The sequence below is a fragment of the Pseudomonas alcaligenes genome, from assembly GCF_041729615.1.
In the GTDB taxonomy this organism is placed as follows: Bacteria; Pseudomonadota; Gammaproteobacteria; order Pseudomonadales; family Pseudomonadaceae; genus Aquipseudomonas; species Aquipseudomonas alcaligenes_B.
In genome coordinates, this window is record NZ_CP154874.1 from 1,015,894 (window position 1) to 1,030,657 (window position 14,764).

The 14,764-nt window shown below is 69.2% G+C and carries 12 protein-coding genes; 6 read left to right on the forward strand and 6 right to left on the reverse strand.

The window, feature by feature from the left end; translation table 11 throughout:
- Nucleotides 1–140: 140 nt before the first annotated feature.
- Nucleotides 141–836 carry a class I SAM-dependent methyltransferase gene (locus AAG092_RS04900; protein ID WP_373388783.1) on the forward strand — a complete coding sequence of 232 codons (696 nt, stop codon included), beginning with the start codon at nucleotides 141–143 and terminating at the stop codon, nucleotides 834–836.
- A 4-nt stretch (nucleotides 837–840) separates the two neighbouring features.
- On the opposite strand, the gene AAG092_RS04905 is transcribed toward AAG092_RS04900, so the two are convergent.
- The 3 genes from AAG092_RS04905 to AAG092_RS04915 all read right to left on the reverse strand — a co-directional run bounded on the left by AAG092_RS04905 (nucleotide 841) and on the right by AAG092_RS04915 (nucleotide 2,756).
- Entirely contained in the window at nucleotides 841–1,578 is a 738-nt protein-coding gene (locus tag AAG092_RS04905; protein ID WP_373388784.1) for a nitroreductase family protein, read from the reverse strand.
- 91 nt (nucleotides 1,579–1,669) lie between these two features.
- Entirely contained in the window at nucleotides 1,670–2,152 is a 483-nt protein-coding gene (locus tag AAG092_RS04910; protein WP_110682348.1) for a glutathione peroxidase, read from the reverse strand.
- Nucleotides 2,153–2,270: 118 nt separating this feature from the next.
- Nucleotides 2,271–2,756: a peptidylprolyl isomerase gene (locus AAG092_RS04915; RefSeq protein WP_110682349.1), complete on the reverse strand. Its 486-nt coding sequence runs from the start codon at nucleotides 2,754–2,756 to the stop codon at nucleotides 2,271–2,273.
- 50 nt (nucleotides 2,757–2,806) lie between these two features.
- Between AAG092_RS04915 and AAG092_RS04920 the strand changes: the two genes are divergently transcribed.
- From AAG092_RS04920 to pta, 3 genes are all read left to right on the forward strand, one after another.
- Nucleotides 2,807–3,049: a DUF3565 domain-containing protein gene (locus AAG092_RS04920; RefSeq protein ID WP_373389559.1), complete on the forward strand. Its 243-nt coding sequence runs from the start codon at nucleotides 2,807–2,809 to the stop codon at nucleotides 3,047–3,049.
- Nucleotides 3,050–3,051: 2 nt separating this feature from the next.
- Nucleotides 3,052–4,239, forward strand: coding sequence for an acetate kinase (locus tag AAG092_RS04925; protein WP_373388786.1), 1,188 nt, complete (start codon nucleotides 3,052–3,054; stop codon nucleotides 4,237–4,239).
- 65 nt (nucleotides 4,240–4,304) lie between these two features.
- On the forward strand, nucleotides 4,305–6,404 hold the full coding sequence (pta, locus tag AAG092_RS04930) for a phosphate acetyltransferase (RefSeq protein WP_373388787.1): 2,100 nt from the start codon (nucleotides 4,305–4,307) through the stop codon (nucleotides 6,402–6,404).
- A gap of 7 nt (nucleotides 6,405–6,411) precedes the next feature.
- Here the strand turns inward: pta and AAG092_RS04935 are convergent, their stop codons facing one another.
- A complete protein-coding gene (locus AAG092_RS04935) occupies nucleotides 6,412–7,242 on the reverse strand; it encodes an AraC family transcriptional regulator (RefSeq protein ID WP_373388788.1) in 831 nt (276 codons plus the stop codon).
- Nucleotides 7,235–7,804: a GNAT family N-acetyltransferase gene (locus AAG092_RS04940; RefSeq protein WP_373388789.1), complete on the reverse strand. Its 570-nt coding sequence runs from the start codon at nucleotides 7,802–7,804 to the stop codon at nucleotides 7,235–7,237. The genes AAG092_RS04935 and AAG092_RS04940 overlap by 8 nt, the downstream gene beginning before the upstream one ends.
- 145 nt (nucleotides 7,805–7,949) lie before the next feature.
- Here AAG092_RS04940 and AAG092_RS04945 point away from each other — a divergent pair, with 145 nt between their 5' ends.
- Nucleotides 7,950–11,423, forward strand: a complete 3,474-nt coding sequence (locus AAG092_RS04945; RefSeq protein WP_373388790.1) for a NahK/ErcS family hybrid sensor histidine kinase/response regulator — start codon at nucleotides 7,950–7,952, stop codon at nucleotides 11,421–11,423.
- Between the two features lie 212 nt (nucleotides 11,424–11,635).
- A complete protein-coding gene (locus AAG092_RS04950) occupies nucleotides 11,636–12,538 on the forward strand; it encodes an acyltransferase (RefSeq protein WP_110681345.1) in 903 nt (300 codons plus the stop codon).
- Between the two features lie 78 nt (nucleotides 12,539–12,616).
- On the opposite strand, the gene AAG092_RS04955 is transcribed toward AAG092_RS04950, so the two are convergent.
- Complete coding sequence (locus AAG092_RS04955) at nucleotides 12,617–14,755, reverse strand: putative bifunctional diguanylate cyclase/phosphodiesterase (RefSeq protein WP_373388791.1); 2,139 nt, start codon at nucleotides 14,753–14,755, stop codon at nucleotides 12,617–12,619.
- Nucleotides 14,756–14,764: the final 9 nt, after the last annotated feature.

Genomic DNA, 14,764 nt, shown 5'->3' on the forward strand with positions numbered 1-14,764 from the left:
ATATGACCGGTCGTCTCGCCCCGCCCAGCACTATTGATTTTGGTGATTGCGCTCCAGAAGCAGGCCGCGCCAGCGACCGCCGCCGCTCTTGACACGCAGGGTAGGCTGTCACTGAACCCGCGTTTTTTGAGGAGCGCCACATGCATCGCGACGAGGTCAGGGACATCTTCCAGCAACAGGCCGCCAGCTATGACAGGCAGTGGGCCAAGACGGCGCCACTGCGCGACTGCCTGCACCTGCTCGTCGACTCGCTGTTCGCCGAGCTGCCGAGCACTGCGCGCATCCTGTGCGTCGGCGTCGGCACCGGTACGGAGCTGGCCCATCTGGCCGCACAGAACCCGGGCTGGCGCTTCACCGCAGTGGAGCCTTCGGCGGCCATGCTCGAAGTGTGCCGGCAGCGGGCCGAACGGGACGGCTTCGCCGCCCGCTGCGACTTCCACGAGGGGTATCTGGAAACGCTGCCGGCAACCGCTGCGCACGACGCGGCTACCTGCTGTCTGGTCTCGCAGTTCATTCTCGAAGCGCAGGCGCGCGCGGCCTTCTTCGCCGAGATTGCCGAACGGCTCAAGCCCGGAGGGCTGCTCGCCAGCTCCGACCTGGCCGCCGACCTGGACTCGGCGGAATACGAAGTGCTGCTGACGGCCTGGATGCACATGATGGCGGCGGCCGAACTCTCGCCAGAGACCATGGCACGCATGCGCCAGGCCTATGCCAGGGATGTCGGGGTGCTGTCGCCTGAGCGCACCGCGGCGATCATCGCGGCCGGCGGTTTCGCCCTGCCGGTACCGTTCTTCCAGGCCGGGCTGATCCACGCCTGGCTGGCGCGGCGCGTCTGAGTCCCTAGAGCCAGGTGACGTGCTGCTCCAGCGGAAAGCGCAGGCGCGGGTTGTACACGCCCTTCTCGCCCTGCCGGCCGACCGCCAGCAGCATGATCGGGATGGCCTGGCGCGGGATGTCCAGCACCTTGCGCAGGCGTACCTCGTCGAAGCCCTCCATCGGGCAGGTCGCGTAGCCGTGGCTCTGGAAGGCCAGCATCAGGTTCTCCGCCGCCAGCGCCGTCGACTTCACCGCCCACAAGCGCATGTCGGCATGGCTGTTGGGCTTGCGCATCAGCGGCTTGCGCAGCGCCACCAACCTCACCAGCTGGCGCTTGAACAGGCCGAGCAGGCCCAGCGGACCCTGGTTGTACTGGAAGGGCGCAGTCTTGGCGTAGAAGTGGCGGATGCGCGCCGGCACCTCGGGCTCCGGCCAGTACTTGACCATGTTGGCACAGGCCTGCTTCCAGGTGTCCGGGCGCGCCAGCACGGCGATGATCAGCGGCGCCCTGGCCGCATTCTGGCTCATGCACACCGGGTGCAGGCGCGCAAGCAGCGCCGGGTCGCGCACCACCTGGAAGCTCCAGGGCTGCAGGTTGCAGGAATTGGGCGCCAGCACGGCCAGTTCCAGGCAGTCGCGGATCACCGCGTCGGGCACCGCCTCGGGCAGGAAACGACGCACCGAGCGGCGGCTCTCGATCAGCGCGCGCAGGGCCTGCGGCGAGGCCGTGGGACTGAGCTCGTCGGGGGAAAAACTGGTCATCGCGGGCATCCTCGGCAGAGGTCCCGATTAGGCTACCGGGACGCCGAGGGGGCAAGAGGCTGGTGGGTAATCGGCCGGAGGATTGGCGCAATCAGCCTAGGGCTTTCTCGATGGCCTGGATCAGTGCCGGGTCGTCCGGCGTGGTGCGCGGCGAGAAACGCGCCAGCACGCGGCCGTCGCGGCCGACCAGGAATTTCTCGAAGTTCCAGGTGATGTCGCCGGGGAACTCGGCGCCCTCGCCCGCCAGCAGGCGGTACAGCGGGTGACGGTCGTGGCCGTTGACCTCGAGCTTGCTGCCCAGGGGGAAGGTCACCCCGTAGTTGAGGCTGCAGAACTCGCGGATCTCCTCCTCGCTGCCCGGCTCCTGGGCGGCGAACTGGTTGCACGGCAGGCCGAGCACGGTGAAGCCGCGTTCGCGGTACTCCTGATAGAGCTTCTCCAGCCCGGCATATTGCGGGGTCAGGCCGCACTTGGAGGCCACGTTGACCACCAGCACTATCCGGCCCTTGTAAGGCGCCAGGGGCAGGTCCTGGCCGTCCAGTGCACGCAGATTGAGATCGTGAAAAGCACTCATGGCGGACTCCTCGGGGGACAAAAAAGGCGCCCGTGGGCGCCTTTTCGGTTTACTCAGCTTAGCAGCCGGAGTCGAGCCTGGAACGACCATAAGTCGTCTTGCTCGCTCCCATTGGCGATCAGTGGTGATGACCGCCTTCGCCGTGGATGTGGCCGTGGGCGATCTCTTCGGCATGGGCGTCACGCACGTTGACCACCTTGACCTGGAAGTTCAGGCGCTGGCCGGCCAGCGGGTGGTTACCGTCGACGATCACGTCATCGCCTTCGATGTCGCGGATGGTGACGATCTGCATGCCGCCATCCGGACCGGAGGCGTGGAACTGCATGCCCACTTCCAGCTCGTCGACGCCTTCGAACATGCTGCGGTTGAGGGTGGCGACCAGCTCGGCGCTGTACTCGCCGTAGGCCTCGCCCGGCTCGATGGCCACGCTCAGCTCGTCGCCGGCCTGCTTGCCCTCGAGGGCCTTTTCCAGGCCGACGATGATGTTGCCGGCACCGTGCAGATACACCAGCGGGGCGCCGCCGGCGGAGCTGTCGATCACCTCACCGGCATCGTTGGTCAGGGTATAGTCGATGGAGACAGCCTTGTTGGCGGCGATCAGCATGGAGGGAAAACCTTTTGCTAGAGAATGGAAAGGGATCAAGTTTACCCGCCATACCGGCCGAAAGCGACCGCGGGCCTGACGGACGGGCCATCCGCCTGCTGGGTTTCCACCGGGACGAGGACGGCCACTGGGTCGCCGAGCTGTCCTGCGGCCATACGCAGCACCTGCGTCATCAGCCGCCGTGGCAGAATCGGGCCTGGGTGCTCGACCCGCGCGAACGTCAGCGCCACCTCGGCCAGCCCTTCGTCTGTGGCTGGTGCGCCGCCAAGGCAGAGCAAGTGGATAGGGAGTAGTCATGCCGGCACGCAACATCCTGGTCATCAACTGTGGCAGCTCGTCGATCAAGTTCGCCCTGATCAACGAGGAACAGCCCGATTTCATTCTCAGCGGCCTGGCCGAACGCCTGGCCAGCCCGGAAGCGGTGCTGCACTGGCAGCACAATGGCGAAAAGGACAGCCTGCTGCTGCAGGGCGGCGACCATCGCGCCGCGCTGCAACACCTGCTGCCGCTGGTGCAGAACGCCACCGGCGGCCAGCTGCACGGCATCGGCCACCGCGTGGTGCACGGCGGCGAGCAGTTCACCGCGGCCTGCCGCATCGACACCGTCAGCCTGCTGGCGATCCGCGCCACCTCGCCGCTGGCGCCGCTGCACAACCCGGCCAACCTGCAGGGCATCGAGGCGGCGCTCAAGCTCTTCCCCGAGCTGCCGCAGGTGGCGGTATTCGACACCGCCTTCCACCAGAGCCTGCCCGAGCACGCCTATCGCTATGCGCTGCCGGAACACCTGTACCGCGAGCACGGCGTGCGCCGCTATGGCTTCCATGGCACCAGCCACCGCTACGTCAGCCAGCGCGCGGCGGAACTGGCCGGGCTGCCTTATACGCGCAGCAGCTGGCTGTCCGCCCACCTGGGCAACGGCTGCTCGACCTGCGCCATCGTCGATGGCCAGAGCCGCGACACCAGCATGGGCCTGACCCCGCTGGAGGGCCTGGTGATGGGCACCCGCAGCGGTGACGTCGACCCCAACCTGCACGGCCACCTGGCCCGCACCCTGGGCTGGAGCCTGGAGCAGATCGACGCCATGCTGAACAAGGACAGCGGCCTGCTCGGCCTGTCCGGCCTGTCCAACGACATGCGCAGCCTGGAGCAGGCCCGCGAGCAGGGCCACGCCGGCGCCACCCTGGCCATCGAGGTGTTCTGCTACCGCCTGGCCAAGTCGCTGGCCGCCATGAGTTGCGCCCTGCCGCAGCTGGACGGGCTGATCTTCACCGGCGGCATCGGCGAGAATTCACCGTTGATCCGCAGCAAGACGGTGGAGCACCTGAAACTGTTCAATCTGGCCCTCGATGCGCAGGCCAATGCCCGCTGCATCCGCGGCGTCGCCGGCGCCATCGGCGCCGCAGGCCACCCGCGGGTGCTGGTGGTGCCGACCAACGAGGAACGGCAGATCGCCCTCGACACCCTGGCCCTGCTCGATGCCTGAGGCCCTGGCGGGCATTGCCCCCCGCCCATAGGCGCGCGCCCATCACCCCCTGCAAGGGAGACCCCATGCATACCTTCTTCATCGCCCCCACCGGTTTCGGCGTCGGCCTCACCTCCATCAGCCTCGGCCTGGTCCGCGCCCTGCAGCGTGCCGGATTGAAGGTCGGCTTCTTCAAGCCGATCGCCCAGCCGCACCCCGGCGACGCCGGCCCGGAACGCTCCAGCGAGCTGATCGCGCGCACCCACGGCCTGCTGCCACCGCGCTCGCTGCCGCTGGCGAAGGTCGAGCGCATGCTCGGCGACGGCCAGCTGGACGAGCTGCTGGAGGAAATCGTCAGCCTGCACCAGCAGGCCGCCGCCGGCATGGACGTGCTGATCGTCGAGGGCATGGTGCCAACCCGCCATGCCAGCTACGCCGCGCGGGTCAACGTGCACCTGGCGCGCAGCCTGGACGCCGAGATCATCCTGGTCTCGGCCCCGGAAGGCGAGGAGCCGGAGAGCCTGACCGAGCTGTCCGACCGCATCGAGATCCAGGCCCAGCTGTTCGGCGGCCCGCAGGAGCCGAAGATGCTCGGCGTGATCCTCAACAAGGTGCGCCACCCGCAGGGCATCGAGGCCTTCACCGAGCAGCTCGGCCAGCTCTCGCCGCTGCTGCGCACCGAGAACTTCCGCCTGCTCGGCTGCATCCCCTGGCAGGACGAGCTGAATGCCCCGCGCACCCGTGACGTGGCCGAGCTGCTCGGCGCGCGGATTCTCAACGCCGGCGACTACGAGCAGCGCCGCGTGCAGAAGATCGTGCTGTGCGCCCGCGCCGTGCCCAACACCGTGCAGCTGCTCAAGCCCGGCGTGCTGGTGGTGACCCCCGGCGACCGCGACGACATCATCCTCGCCGCCAGCCTGGCGGCCATGAACGGCGTGCCGCTGGCCGGCCTGCTGCTATGCAGCGACTTCCCGCCGGACCCGCGCATCCTCGAACTGTGCCAGGGGGCCCTGCAGGGCGGCCTGCCGGTGCTGACGGTGAGCACCGGCTCCTACGACACGGCAACCAACCTCAACCGGATGAACAAGGAAATCCCGGTGGACGACCGCGAGCGCGCGGAGAAGGTCACCGAGTTCGTCGCCGGGCACATCGACCTGGACTGGCTCAAGCAGCGCTGCGGCACCCCGCGCGAGCTGCGCCTGTCGCCGCCGGCGTTCCGCTACCAGCTGGTGCGCCGCGCCCAGGAGGCGAACAAGCGCATCGTCCTGCCCGAGGGCAGCGAGCCGCGCACCGTGCAGGCGGCGGCCATCTGCCAGGCCCGCGGCATCGCCCGCTGCGTGCTGCTGGCCAAGCCCGACGAGGTGTTCAAGGTGGCCAAGGCGCAGGGCATCGAACTGCCGCCGGGCCTGGAGATCCTCGACCCGGACCTGGTGCGCGAGCGCTACGTCGAGCCGATGGTCGAGCTGCGCAAGGGCAAGGGCCTCAACGCGCCCATGGCCCTGGCCCAGCTGGAGGACAGCGTGGTGCTGGGCACCATGATGCTGGCCCTGGACGAGGTCGACGGCCTGGTCTCCGGCGCCATCCACACCACCGCCAACACCATCCGCCCGGCCCTGCAGCTGATCAAGACGGCGCCGGGCTACAACCTGGTGTCCTCGGTGTTCTTCATGCTCCTGCCGGACCAGGTGCTGGTGTACGGCGACTGCGCGGTGAACCCCGACCCGAGCGCCGCCGAGCTGGCCGAAATCGCCCTGCAGAGCGCCGCCTCGGCCGAGGCCTTCGGCGTGCCGGCGCGGGTGGCGATGATCAGCTACTCCACCGGCGACTCCGGCAGCGGCGCCGAGGTGGAGAAGGTGCGCGAGGCCACCCGCCTGGCCCGCGAGCAGAACCCGCAGCTGCTGATCGACGGCCCGCTACAGTACGACGCCGCCGCCATCGCCAGCGTCGGCCGGCAGAAGGCACCGGACAGCCCGGTGGCCGGCCGCGCCACGGTGTTCGTGTTCCCCGACCTGAACACCGGCAACACCACCTACAAGGCGGTGCAGCGCAGCGCCGACTGCGTCAGCGTCGGCCCCATGCTGCAGGGCCTGCGCAAGCCAGTGAACGACCTGTCGCGCGGCGCGCTGGTGGACGACATCGTGTTCACCATCGCCCTCACCGCGATCCAGGCCGCGGCCAGGGGCTGAAGCCGCGCTAGCCGCCGGCGCAGGCCCGGCGGTATTCGCCGGGGCTGACGCCATAGCTCTGCTTGAACTGGCGGCTCAGGTGGCTCTGGTCGGCGAAGCCCAGCTGCATGGCCACCGCGAGCGGCGCACAGCCGGCGCGCAGCAGCGCGCGCGCCTGTTCCAGGCGGCGCTGCTTGAGCCAGGCGTGCGGCGGCAGGCCGGTGGCGCGGCGGAATACCCGGGCGAAATGGAACGGCGACAGGTTGACCGCCGCCGCCAGCTGCTCCAGCGACGGTGGCGCGGCCAGGCTGGCGGCCAGCAGCTCCTTGGCCCGCGCTACCGCCTGCGGCTCGCGCCCGGCCTCGCGCGCCTCGGGAATCCGCGCGTGGCGCTGCAGCAGCGGCAGCATCACCTCGCGCCACAGGGTCTGGCGCTGCAGCGCCGGGACCTGCGGGTCCTCCAGCTGGCGGTGCAGCAGCAGCAGGGCGCCGACCAGGTCGGCGTCGCCATGCACGCTGCCATGGAACATCGGCGCGCTGGCATGCGGCAGCTCCAGCTCGGCGAGCAGGTCGCGGAACTGCTGCGGATGAGGATAGAACACCCGGTAGCGCCAGCCCTGCTCGCTGGCGCGGGAGCCGGTATGCACCTCGTCCGGGTTGAGCAGGGCGAAGCTGCCGGCCGCCGCCAGGTGCTCGGCACCGCGGTAGCGATAACGCTCGGCGCCCTCCTCCAGCACGGCGATGGCGTAGCTGTCGTGCACATGGGGATCGAAGCAGTGCTCGATGAAGCGTGCGGACAGCAGCTCCAGGCCGCCCAGCTCGGCCACCGAGCTGAAGCGTGACTGCTCGGCCTCAGGCACCGAAGCGCGCCTCCAGGTCAGCCTTGACCTGCGGCCACTCGCTGTCGGTGATGCTGTACATCACCGTGTGGTCGAGGCGGCCGTCGGCCAGGCGCCGATGGTTGCGCAGCAGGCCCTCGCGCACGGCGCCGAGCTTCTCGATGGCGCGCCGCGAGCGCAGGTTGCTGGCGGCGGTCTTCAGTTGCACGCGTACCAGCTGCCACTCCTCGAAGGCGTGGCGCAGCAGCAGGTACTTGATCATGCCGTTCAGGCCCGTGCCCTGCTGGCGGGCATCGAGCCAGGTGGAACCGATCTCGGCGGCCGGCAGCACCGGGTTGAAGTCGAAGAAGCGGGTGGTGCCGACCAGCTCGCCGGCCAGGCGGATGGCGAACACCACCGCGCGGCCCTCACGGTGCTCGGCCAGGGCGCTGCGGTACCAGTCCGGGCGGCTGCTGCCGCTCATGTACTGCTGGGACTCGCGGTTGGCCTCGGCCAGGGCCAGCAGCCCCGGCAGGTCCGCCTCGCTCAGCGGTTCCAGGCGCAGGGCGCCCTGCTGCAGGGTGACGGGTTGGGGCTGGAACATGACGCGACTCCGGTAAAGCGACCACGGCCGGCCACGCTAGCAGGGGCCCGGCGGCGACTCAAGGGCGCTGCGACCATGGTCGGCCTGACGGCTGGCGGAACCCGTGCGAGACTACAGGCTCGCAGATGCCGCATCTGGAGCCCGCATGTCGCTGTCCGGCGGATTGATCGCCTTCGTCGCCCTGGCCTACATGGCCATCCTGTTCGCCATCGCCTTCTACGGCGACCGCCGCCGCACTCCGCTGCCGCCGCGCCTGCGCGCCTGGGTCTACAGCCTGTCGCTGGCGGTGTACTGCACCAGCTGGACCTTCTTCGGCGCGGTCGGCCAGGCCGCCGGCGAGCTGTGGTCGTTCCTGCCGATCTACCTGGGGCCGATGATCGTCCTGCTCTTCGCCCCCTGGGTGGTGGAGAAGATGGTGGCGATCAGCAAGCAGGAGAACATCACCTCGATCGCCGACTTCATCGCCGCCCGCTACGGCAAGTCGCAGAGCCTGGCGGTGGTGGTGGCGCTGATCTGCCTGGTCGGCGTGCTGCCCTACATCGCCCTGCAGCTCAAGGGCATCGTCCTCGGCGTCAACCTGCTGGTGGGCACCGAGCCCAGCCCCAGCCGCGGCCAGGACACGGCGCTGATCGTGTCGCTGATCCTCGCCCTATTCACCGTGCTGTTCGGCACCCGCAGCCTGGACGTCACCGAGCACCACCGCGGCATGGTGCTGGCGATCGCCTTCGAGTCGCTGGTCAAGCTGCTGGCCTTCCTCGCCGTCGGCCTGTTCGTCACCTGGGGCCTGTTCGACGGCTTCGACGACCTGCTCGCGCGCGCCAGCCGGGCGCCGGAACTCGACGCGTTCTGGGCGCAGACCCTGAGCTGGCCAAGCATGCTGGTGCAGACCGGCCTGGCCATGCTGGCCATCGTCTGCCTGCCGCGGCAGTTCCACGTCGGCGTGGTGGAGAACAACGAGGCCAGCGACCTGCGCCTGGCGCGCTGGGTGTTCCCCGCCTACCTGCTGCTGGCCGCACTGTTCGTCGTGCCCATCGCCCTGGCCGGCCAGCTGCTGCTGCCGGGCGACGTGGCACCGGACTCCTTCGTCATCAGCCTGCCGCTGGCCGAGGCGCACCCGGCTCTGGCCCTGCTGGCCTTCATCGGCGGCGCCTCGGCGGCCACCGGCATGGTCATCGTCGAGGCGGTGGCGTTGTCGACCATGGTCTCCAACGACATGCTGCTGCCGGCCCTGCTGCGCCGGCAGAGCGCCGAGCGGCCGTTCGAGGCCTTCCGCCACTGGATGCTCAGCGCGCGGCGCCTGAGCATCCTGATCATCCTGCTGCTGGCCTACGTGTGCTACCGCCTGCTCGGCTCCAACGCCAGCCTGGCCACCATCGGCCAGCTGTCGTTCGCCGCCATCGGCCAGCTGGCGCCGGCCATGTTCGGCGCCCTGGTGTGGAAGCAGGCCAACCGCCGCGGCGTGTTCGCCGGCCTGGCCGCCGGCTGCGCGCTGTGGTTCTACACCCTGCTGCTGCCGCTGGTGGCCGGCGGCCTGCGCTGGTCGCTGGACAGCTTCCCGCTGCTGCCGGAGCTGCTCTACTACCCGATCGGCTTCGAGGTCGACCCGCTGACCCGTGGCGTGGTGCTGTCGCTGGCCGGCAACTGGCTGCTGTTCGCCGGGGTCTCCTGGTTCTCCCGCACGCGGGTCTCCGAACACTGGCAGGCCGGTCGCTTCATCGGCCTGGACACCGGCGCGCGGCCCGGCGCGCGCCACCTGCTGGCGGTGCAGGTGGCCGACCTGATGGCCCTGGCCGCGCGCTTCGTCGGCGAGGAACGGGCAAGGCAGAGCTTCCTGCGCTTCTCCTACCAGCAGGACAAGCCGTTCAACCTCAGCCAGAACGCCGACAGCGAGTGGATCGCCCACACCGAGCGCCTGCTCGCCGGCGTGCTCGGCGCCTCCAGCACGCGCGCGGTGGTGCGCGCCGCCATCGAGGGGCGGGAGATGCAGGTGGAGGACGTGGTGCGCATCGTCGACGAGGCGTCCGAGGTCCTGCAGTTCAACCGCGCCCTGCTGCAGGGCGCCATCGAGAACATCACCCAGGGCATCAGCGTGGTCGACCAGAACCTGCAGCTGGTGGCCTGGAACCGTCGCTATCTGGAACTGTTCGAGTACCCCGAGGGGCTGATCGGCGTCGGCCGGCCGATCGCCGACATCATCCGCTACAACGCCGAGCGCGGCCTGTGCGGCCCCGGCGAGGTGGAAAGCCACGTGACCCGCCGCCTGCACTGGATGCGCCAGGGCAACGCGCACACCTCCGAACGGCTGTTCCCCAACGGCCGGGTCATCGAGCTGATCGGGAACCCCATGCCCGGCGGCGGCTTCGTCATGAGCTTCACCGACATCACCGCCTTCCGCGAGGCCGAGCGCGCCCTCAAGGAAGCCAACGAGGGCCTGGAGCAGCGGGTGGCCGAACGCACCCGCGAGCTGTCGCAGCTGAACCAGGCGCTTTCCGAGGCCAAGGCCGGGGCCGAGGCCGCCAACCAGTCGAAGACCCGCTTCCTCGCCGCCGTCAGCCACGACCTGATGCAGCCGCTGAACGCCGCCCGGCTGTTCTCCGCCGCCCTCGCCCACCAGCAGGACGCCCTGCCGCGCGAAGCCCGCGAGCTGGTGCGCCACCTCGACAGCTCGCTGCGCTCGGCCGAGGACCTGATCACCGACCTGCTGGACATCTCGCGCCTGGAGAGCGGGCGCATCACCCCCGAGCGCAGCCAGTTCCCCCTGGCCCAGCTGTTCGAGGCCCTCGGTGCCGAGTTCAAGGTGCTGGCCCAGGAGCAGGGCGTGGACTTCCGTATGGTGCCCTGCCGCCTGCGCATCGACAGCGACCCGCGCCTGCTGCGGCGGGTGCTGCAGAACTTCCTGACCAACGCCTTCCGCTACGCCAAGGGCCATGTGCTGCTCGGCGCGCGCCGCGAGGGCGGGCAGCTGCGCCTGGAGGTGTGGGACCGCGGCCCGGGCATTCCCGAGGACAAGCGCAAGGTGATCTTCGAGGAGTTCAAGCGCCTGGACAGCCACCAGACCCGCGCCGAGAAGGGCCTGGGCCTGGGCCTGGCGATCGCCGATGGCCTCTGTCGCGTGCTCGGCCACCGCCTGGAGGTGCGCTCCTGGCCGGGCAAGGGCAGCGTGTTCAGCGTCAGCGTGCCGCTGGCCAGCAGCCAGAGCGCGGCAGGCGCGGCGCTGCCGGTGAGCGAATTGAACGGCCAGGCCCTCGGCGGCGCCCAGGTGCTGTGCATCGACAACGAGGACAGCATCCTCGCCGGCATGCACAGCCTGCTGTCGCGCTGGGGCTGCCAGGTGTGGACGGCGCGCAACCGCCTGGAGTGCGAACACCTGCTGGACGAGGCGGTGCAACCACAACTGGCGCTGGTCGACTACCACCTGGACGAGGGCGACACCGGCACCGAGCTGATGGCCTGGCTGCGCACCCGTCTCGGCCAGCCGCTGCCGGGCGTGGTGATCAGCGCCGATGGCCGCCCGGAGCTGGTGGCCGAGGTGCACGCCGCCGGCCTCGACTACCTGGCCAAGCCGGTCAAGCCGGCCGCCCTGCGCGCCCTGATCAGCCGCCACCTGCCGTTGGAGTGAGGCCGAGCCGGGCGCGTGCCTCTGCGCTTGCGCTAGAATCCGCCGCGCCCGCCACTCGCGGCGAAGCTGACCAGGCGGTCCGCCACAGCACTTGCCGTTCAGTGCACAAGCGTTAACCTTGGCACCGGACCGACTTGCCGCAGGGAGTGCCGCAGGTATCTCGATCGCATCGGGGCACACCGCAGCCCCCAGACCCGGAGCCTCTCGCGCCCATGCTGCATTTTCTACCCCACGCGCTGCGCGGTATCGTCAGCGCCCTGCTGTTGGCCCTCAACACCCTGTTCTGGTGCTGGCCACTGTTCTTCGTCGCCCTGCTCAAGCTGCTGCTGCCGATTGCCCTGGTGCAACGTGGCCTGCGTTTCGTCATGCACGGCATCGCCGAGGCCTGGATCGGCTTCAACAAGTTCTGGATGGACCTGGCCCGGCGCACCCGCTGGAACGTCGAGGGCATGCAGGGCCTGGACACGCGCCACTCCTACCTGGTGACCAGCAACCACCAGAGCTGGGTGGACATCCTGGTGCTGCAGTACCTGCTCAACCGGCGCATGCCGCTGCTCAAGTTCTTCCTCAAGCAGGAGCTGATCTGGGTGCCAGTGATCGGCCTGTGCTGGTGGGCGCTGGAGTTCCCCTTCATGAAGCGCTACAGCAAGGAATACCTGGCCAGGCATCCGGAGAAGCGCGGCCAGGACCTGGCCACCACGCGCAAGGCCTGTGAGCGCTACAAGAGCAATCCGGTATCGGTGTTCAACTTCCTCGAAGGCACCCGCCTGACCCCGCAGAAGCACGCCCAGCAGCAATCGCCCTTCCGCTACCTGCTCAAGCCCAAGGCCGGCGGCATCGCCTTCGTGCTGGACGCCATGGGCGAGCAGCTGGACGCCCTGGTCAACGTCACCATCCACTACCCGGGCGGCAACCCCGGCTTCTGGGACCTGCTGTGCGGGCGCCTGGGCGAGGTGGTGGTGCGCTTCGACAAGCTGGATATTCCGGCCGACTTCATCGGCCGCAACTACGACCAGGACGAGCAGTACCGCCTGCAGTTCCAGCAGTGGGTCAACCAGCTGTGGGAAGCCAAGGACGCGCAGCTGGCCGAACTGCACCGCCAGTTCCCGGGCTGATCGGGGCGCAGACCGGCGCACTGGTCACCCGGATACACGCCGGGCGACCAGCAACCCCACTCCCGGATTGCATCCGGGCTACGGGTCTGGTGTCTGCCAGTTCGCCCAGTCCAGGCGCGTCGGGAAGACCCCGGCCTGCTCGGCCTTGAGCCCGGGCGCCACCAGGAAACCCTGCATGGTGCTGCAGCGATGGGCGATCAACCAGTCGCGCTGCGCCACCGTCTCCACCCCCTCGGCGATCACTTCCAGTCCCAGGTGGTGGGCCAGGTCGATGATGGTGCTGACGATGGCCGCGTCCTTGGGCGACTCCAACATGCTGGCAATGAACAGGCGATCGATCTTCAGGGTGTCCAGCTCGAAGTGGCGCAGGTAGGCCAGCGACGAGTAGCCGGTGCCGAAGTCGTCGATGGCGATGCGCACTCCCAGCTCGCGCAGCTGGCGCAACTGCTCTCGGGTGGTGTCGAGGTCCTGCATCAGCGCGCTCTCGGTGACCTCCACCTCCAGCTGCGAGGGCTGCAGCTGTTGCCGCTCCAGCACCCGGCGCAGGTCCTCCACCAGCTGTGGCATGCCGAACTGCACCGGGCTGACGTTGAGACTGAGCAACAGCCGTTCGCCGAACTGCGTCTGCCAGGCGCGGCACTGGCGCACGCCCTGCTCGAAGATCCACTCGCCCAGGCGGTTGATCAGACGGGTCTCCTCCAGCAGCGGGATGAACACCCCGGGGGAGATGGTCCCGGCCACCCGGTGCTCCCAGCGCAGCAGTGCCTCGAACCCGCGCAGGCGGCCGCTGTCCAGGTCGATCTGCGGCTGGTAGACCAGCACGAAGTCGTCCTGCTCGATGGCCGTGCGCAGGCTCTCCTCCAGCATCAGCCGGGAACGGGCGCGACCATTCATCTCCGGGGAGAAGAAACGGTACTGCTGGCGTCCGGCGCGCTTGGCCTCGTACATGGCCATGTCCGCCGAACGCAGCAGGCCGTCCACCGTCTGCCCGCATTCCGGGTAGCAGGCGATGCCGACGCTGGCGCCCAGGGTGAACTCGACGCCATCGACCCTGTGCCGCACCGACACCAGCTCAATCAGCTTCTCCGCCACCCGCGCCGCGTCCTCCGGATGGTCGAGGGAATCCAGCAGTGCGGTGAATTCGTCGCCGCCCATGCGTGCCAGCACGTCGTAGGGACGCAGGCAGGTCTTCAGCTGCTCGGCCACCCTGCGCAGCACCTGGTCGCCGGCGGCATGGCCGAGTGAATCATTGATCCGCTTGAAGCCGTCCAGGTCCAGGTAGAGCACGGCCATGCGCTTGCCGCTGCGGTCGATGCGCGACAGCGCGTTCTCCAGCGCCTGGTTGAAGCCGCGGCGGTTGTGCAGGCCGGTCAGCGCATCGGTGACCGCCTGCGACTCCAGCTGGGCGTGCAGGTTGCGCACCACAGACATGTCCAGGGCGATCAGCACCATGGAGTTCTGATACTGCGGCAGCGGCGAGCAGGACAGCGCCACCGGCAGGTAGCCGCCGCTCAGGGTGGCCAGCACGGCATCGTGCATGCGGTAGGTCTGGCCGGCGCGCCAGTGGCGGTAGAACTCGGTGTCCTGCCAGTCCGCCGGTACTGCCGGGGCATGCAGGTAGGACAGCAGGCGGCTGCCCTGCAGGTCGGCCACCTCACCGTGGAGCATCTGCGCCATGGCCGGGTTGGCGAAGCGGATGATGCCGTCCTGGTCGATCACCAGGATGCCTTCGGAGGCGTTGTCCAGCACCGAGGCGTTGAAGGCGCGCTCGCTGTCCAGCTGCTGGGTCAGCAGCTGCAGTTCGTGGCGATGGCGCTCCTGCTCCAGCAGCACGCCGATCTTGTGCTTGAGCACCTTGGGGTCGAAGGGCTTGAGGATGAAATCCACCGCGCCGATGGCGTAGCCCTGCAGCACCGAGTCCTCGGTGTGGGCGATGGCGGAGAGGAAGATGATCGGCGTGTAGCGGGTGTGCGGGCTGCCGCGCATCAGGCGGGCCACCTCGAAACCGTCCATCTTCGGCATCTGCACGTCGAGCAGGACCAGGCCGACATCCTCGTCCATCATGCAGCGCAGCGCCGCCTCGCCGGAGTCGACGGTGCGCACGTTCCAGTCGCCATCACCGAGCAGCGCCTCCATCGCCACCAGGTTCTCCTCGCGGTCGTCCACCACCAGCAGCACCTGCTGGTCCATCTGTGCCTCAACCTGCAACCGAGCCATACCGACCTC

Coding starts and splice junctions, on each gene's coding strand:
- AAG092_RS04925 (WP_373388786.1), top strand. CDS start 3,052: ATGCCGGCACGCAACATCCTGGTCATCAACTGTGGCAGCTCGTCGATC.
- AAG092_RS04950 (WP_110681345.1), top strand. CDS start 11,636: ATGCTGCATTTTCTACCCCACGCGCTGCGCGGTATCGTCAGCGCCCTG.
- AAG092_RS04900 (WP_373388783.1), top strand. CDS start 141: ATGCATCGCGACGAGGTCAGGGACATCTTCCAGCAACAGGCCGCCAGC.
- AAG092_RS04945 (WP_373388790.1), top strand. CDS start 7,950: ATGTCGCTGTCCGGCGGATTGATCGCCTTCGTCGCCCTGGCCTACATG.
- AAG092_RS04955 (WP_373388791.1), bottom strand. CDS start 14,755: ATGGCTCGGTTGCAGGTTGAGGCACAGATGGACCAGCAGGTGCTGCTG.
- AAG092_RS04940 (WP_373388789.1), bottom strand. CDS start 7,804: ATGTTCCAGCCCCAACCCGTCACCCTGCAGCAGGGCGCCCTGCGCCTG.
- AAG092_RS04910 (WP_110682348.1), bottom strand. CDS start 2,152: ATGAGTGCTTTTCACGATCTCAATCTGCGTGCACTGGACGGCCAGGAC.
- pta (WP_373388787.1), top strand. CDS start 4,305: ATGCATACCTTCTTCATCGCCCCCACCGGTTTCGGCGTCGGCCTCACC.
- AAG092_RS04905 (WP_373388784.1), bottom strand. CDS start 1,578: ATGACCAGTTTTTCCCCCGACGAGCTCAGTCCCACGGCCTCGCCGCAG.
- AAG092_RS04915 (WP_110682349.1), bottom strand. CDS start 2,756: ATGCTGATCGCCGCCAACAAGGCTGTCTCCATCGACTATACCCTGACC.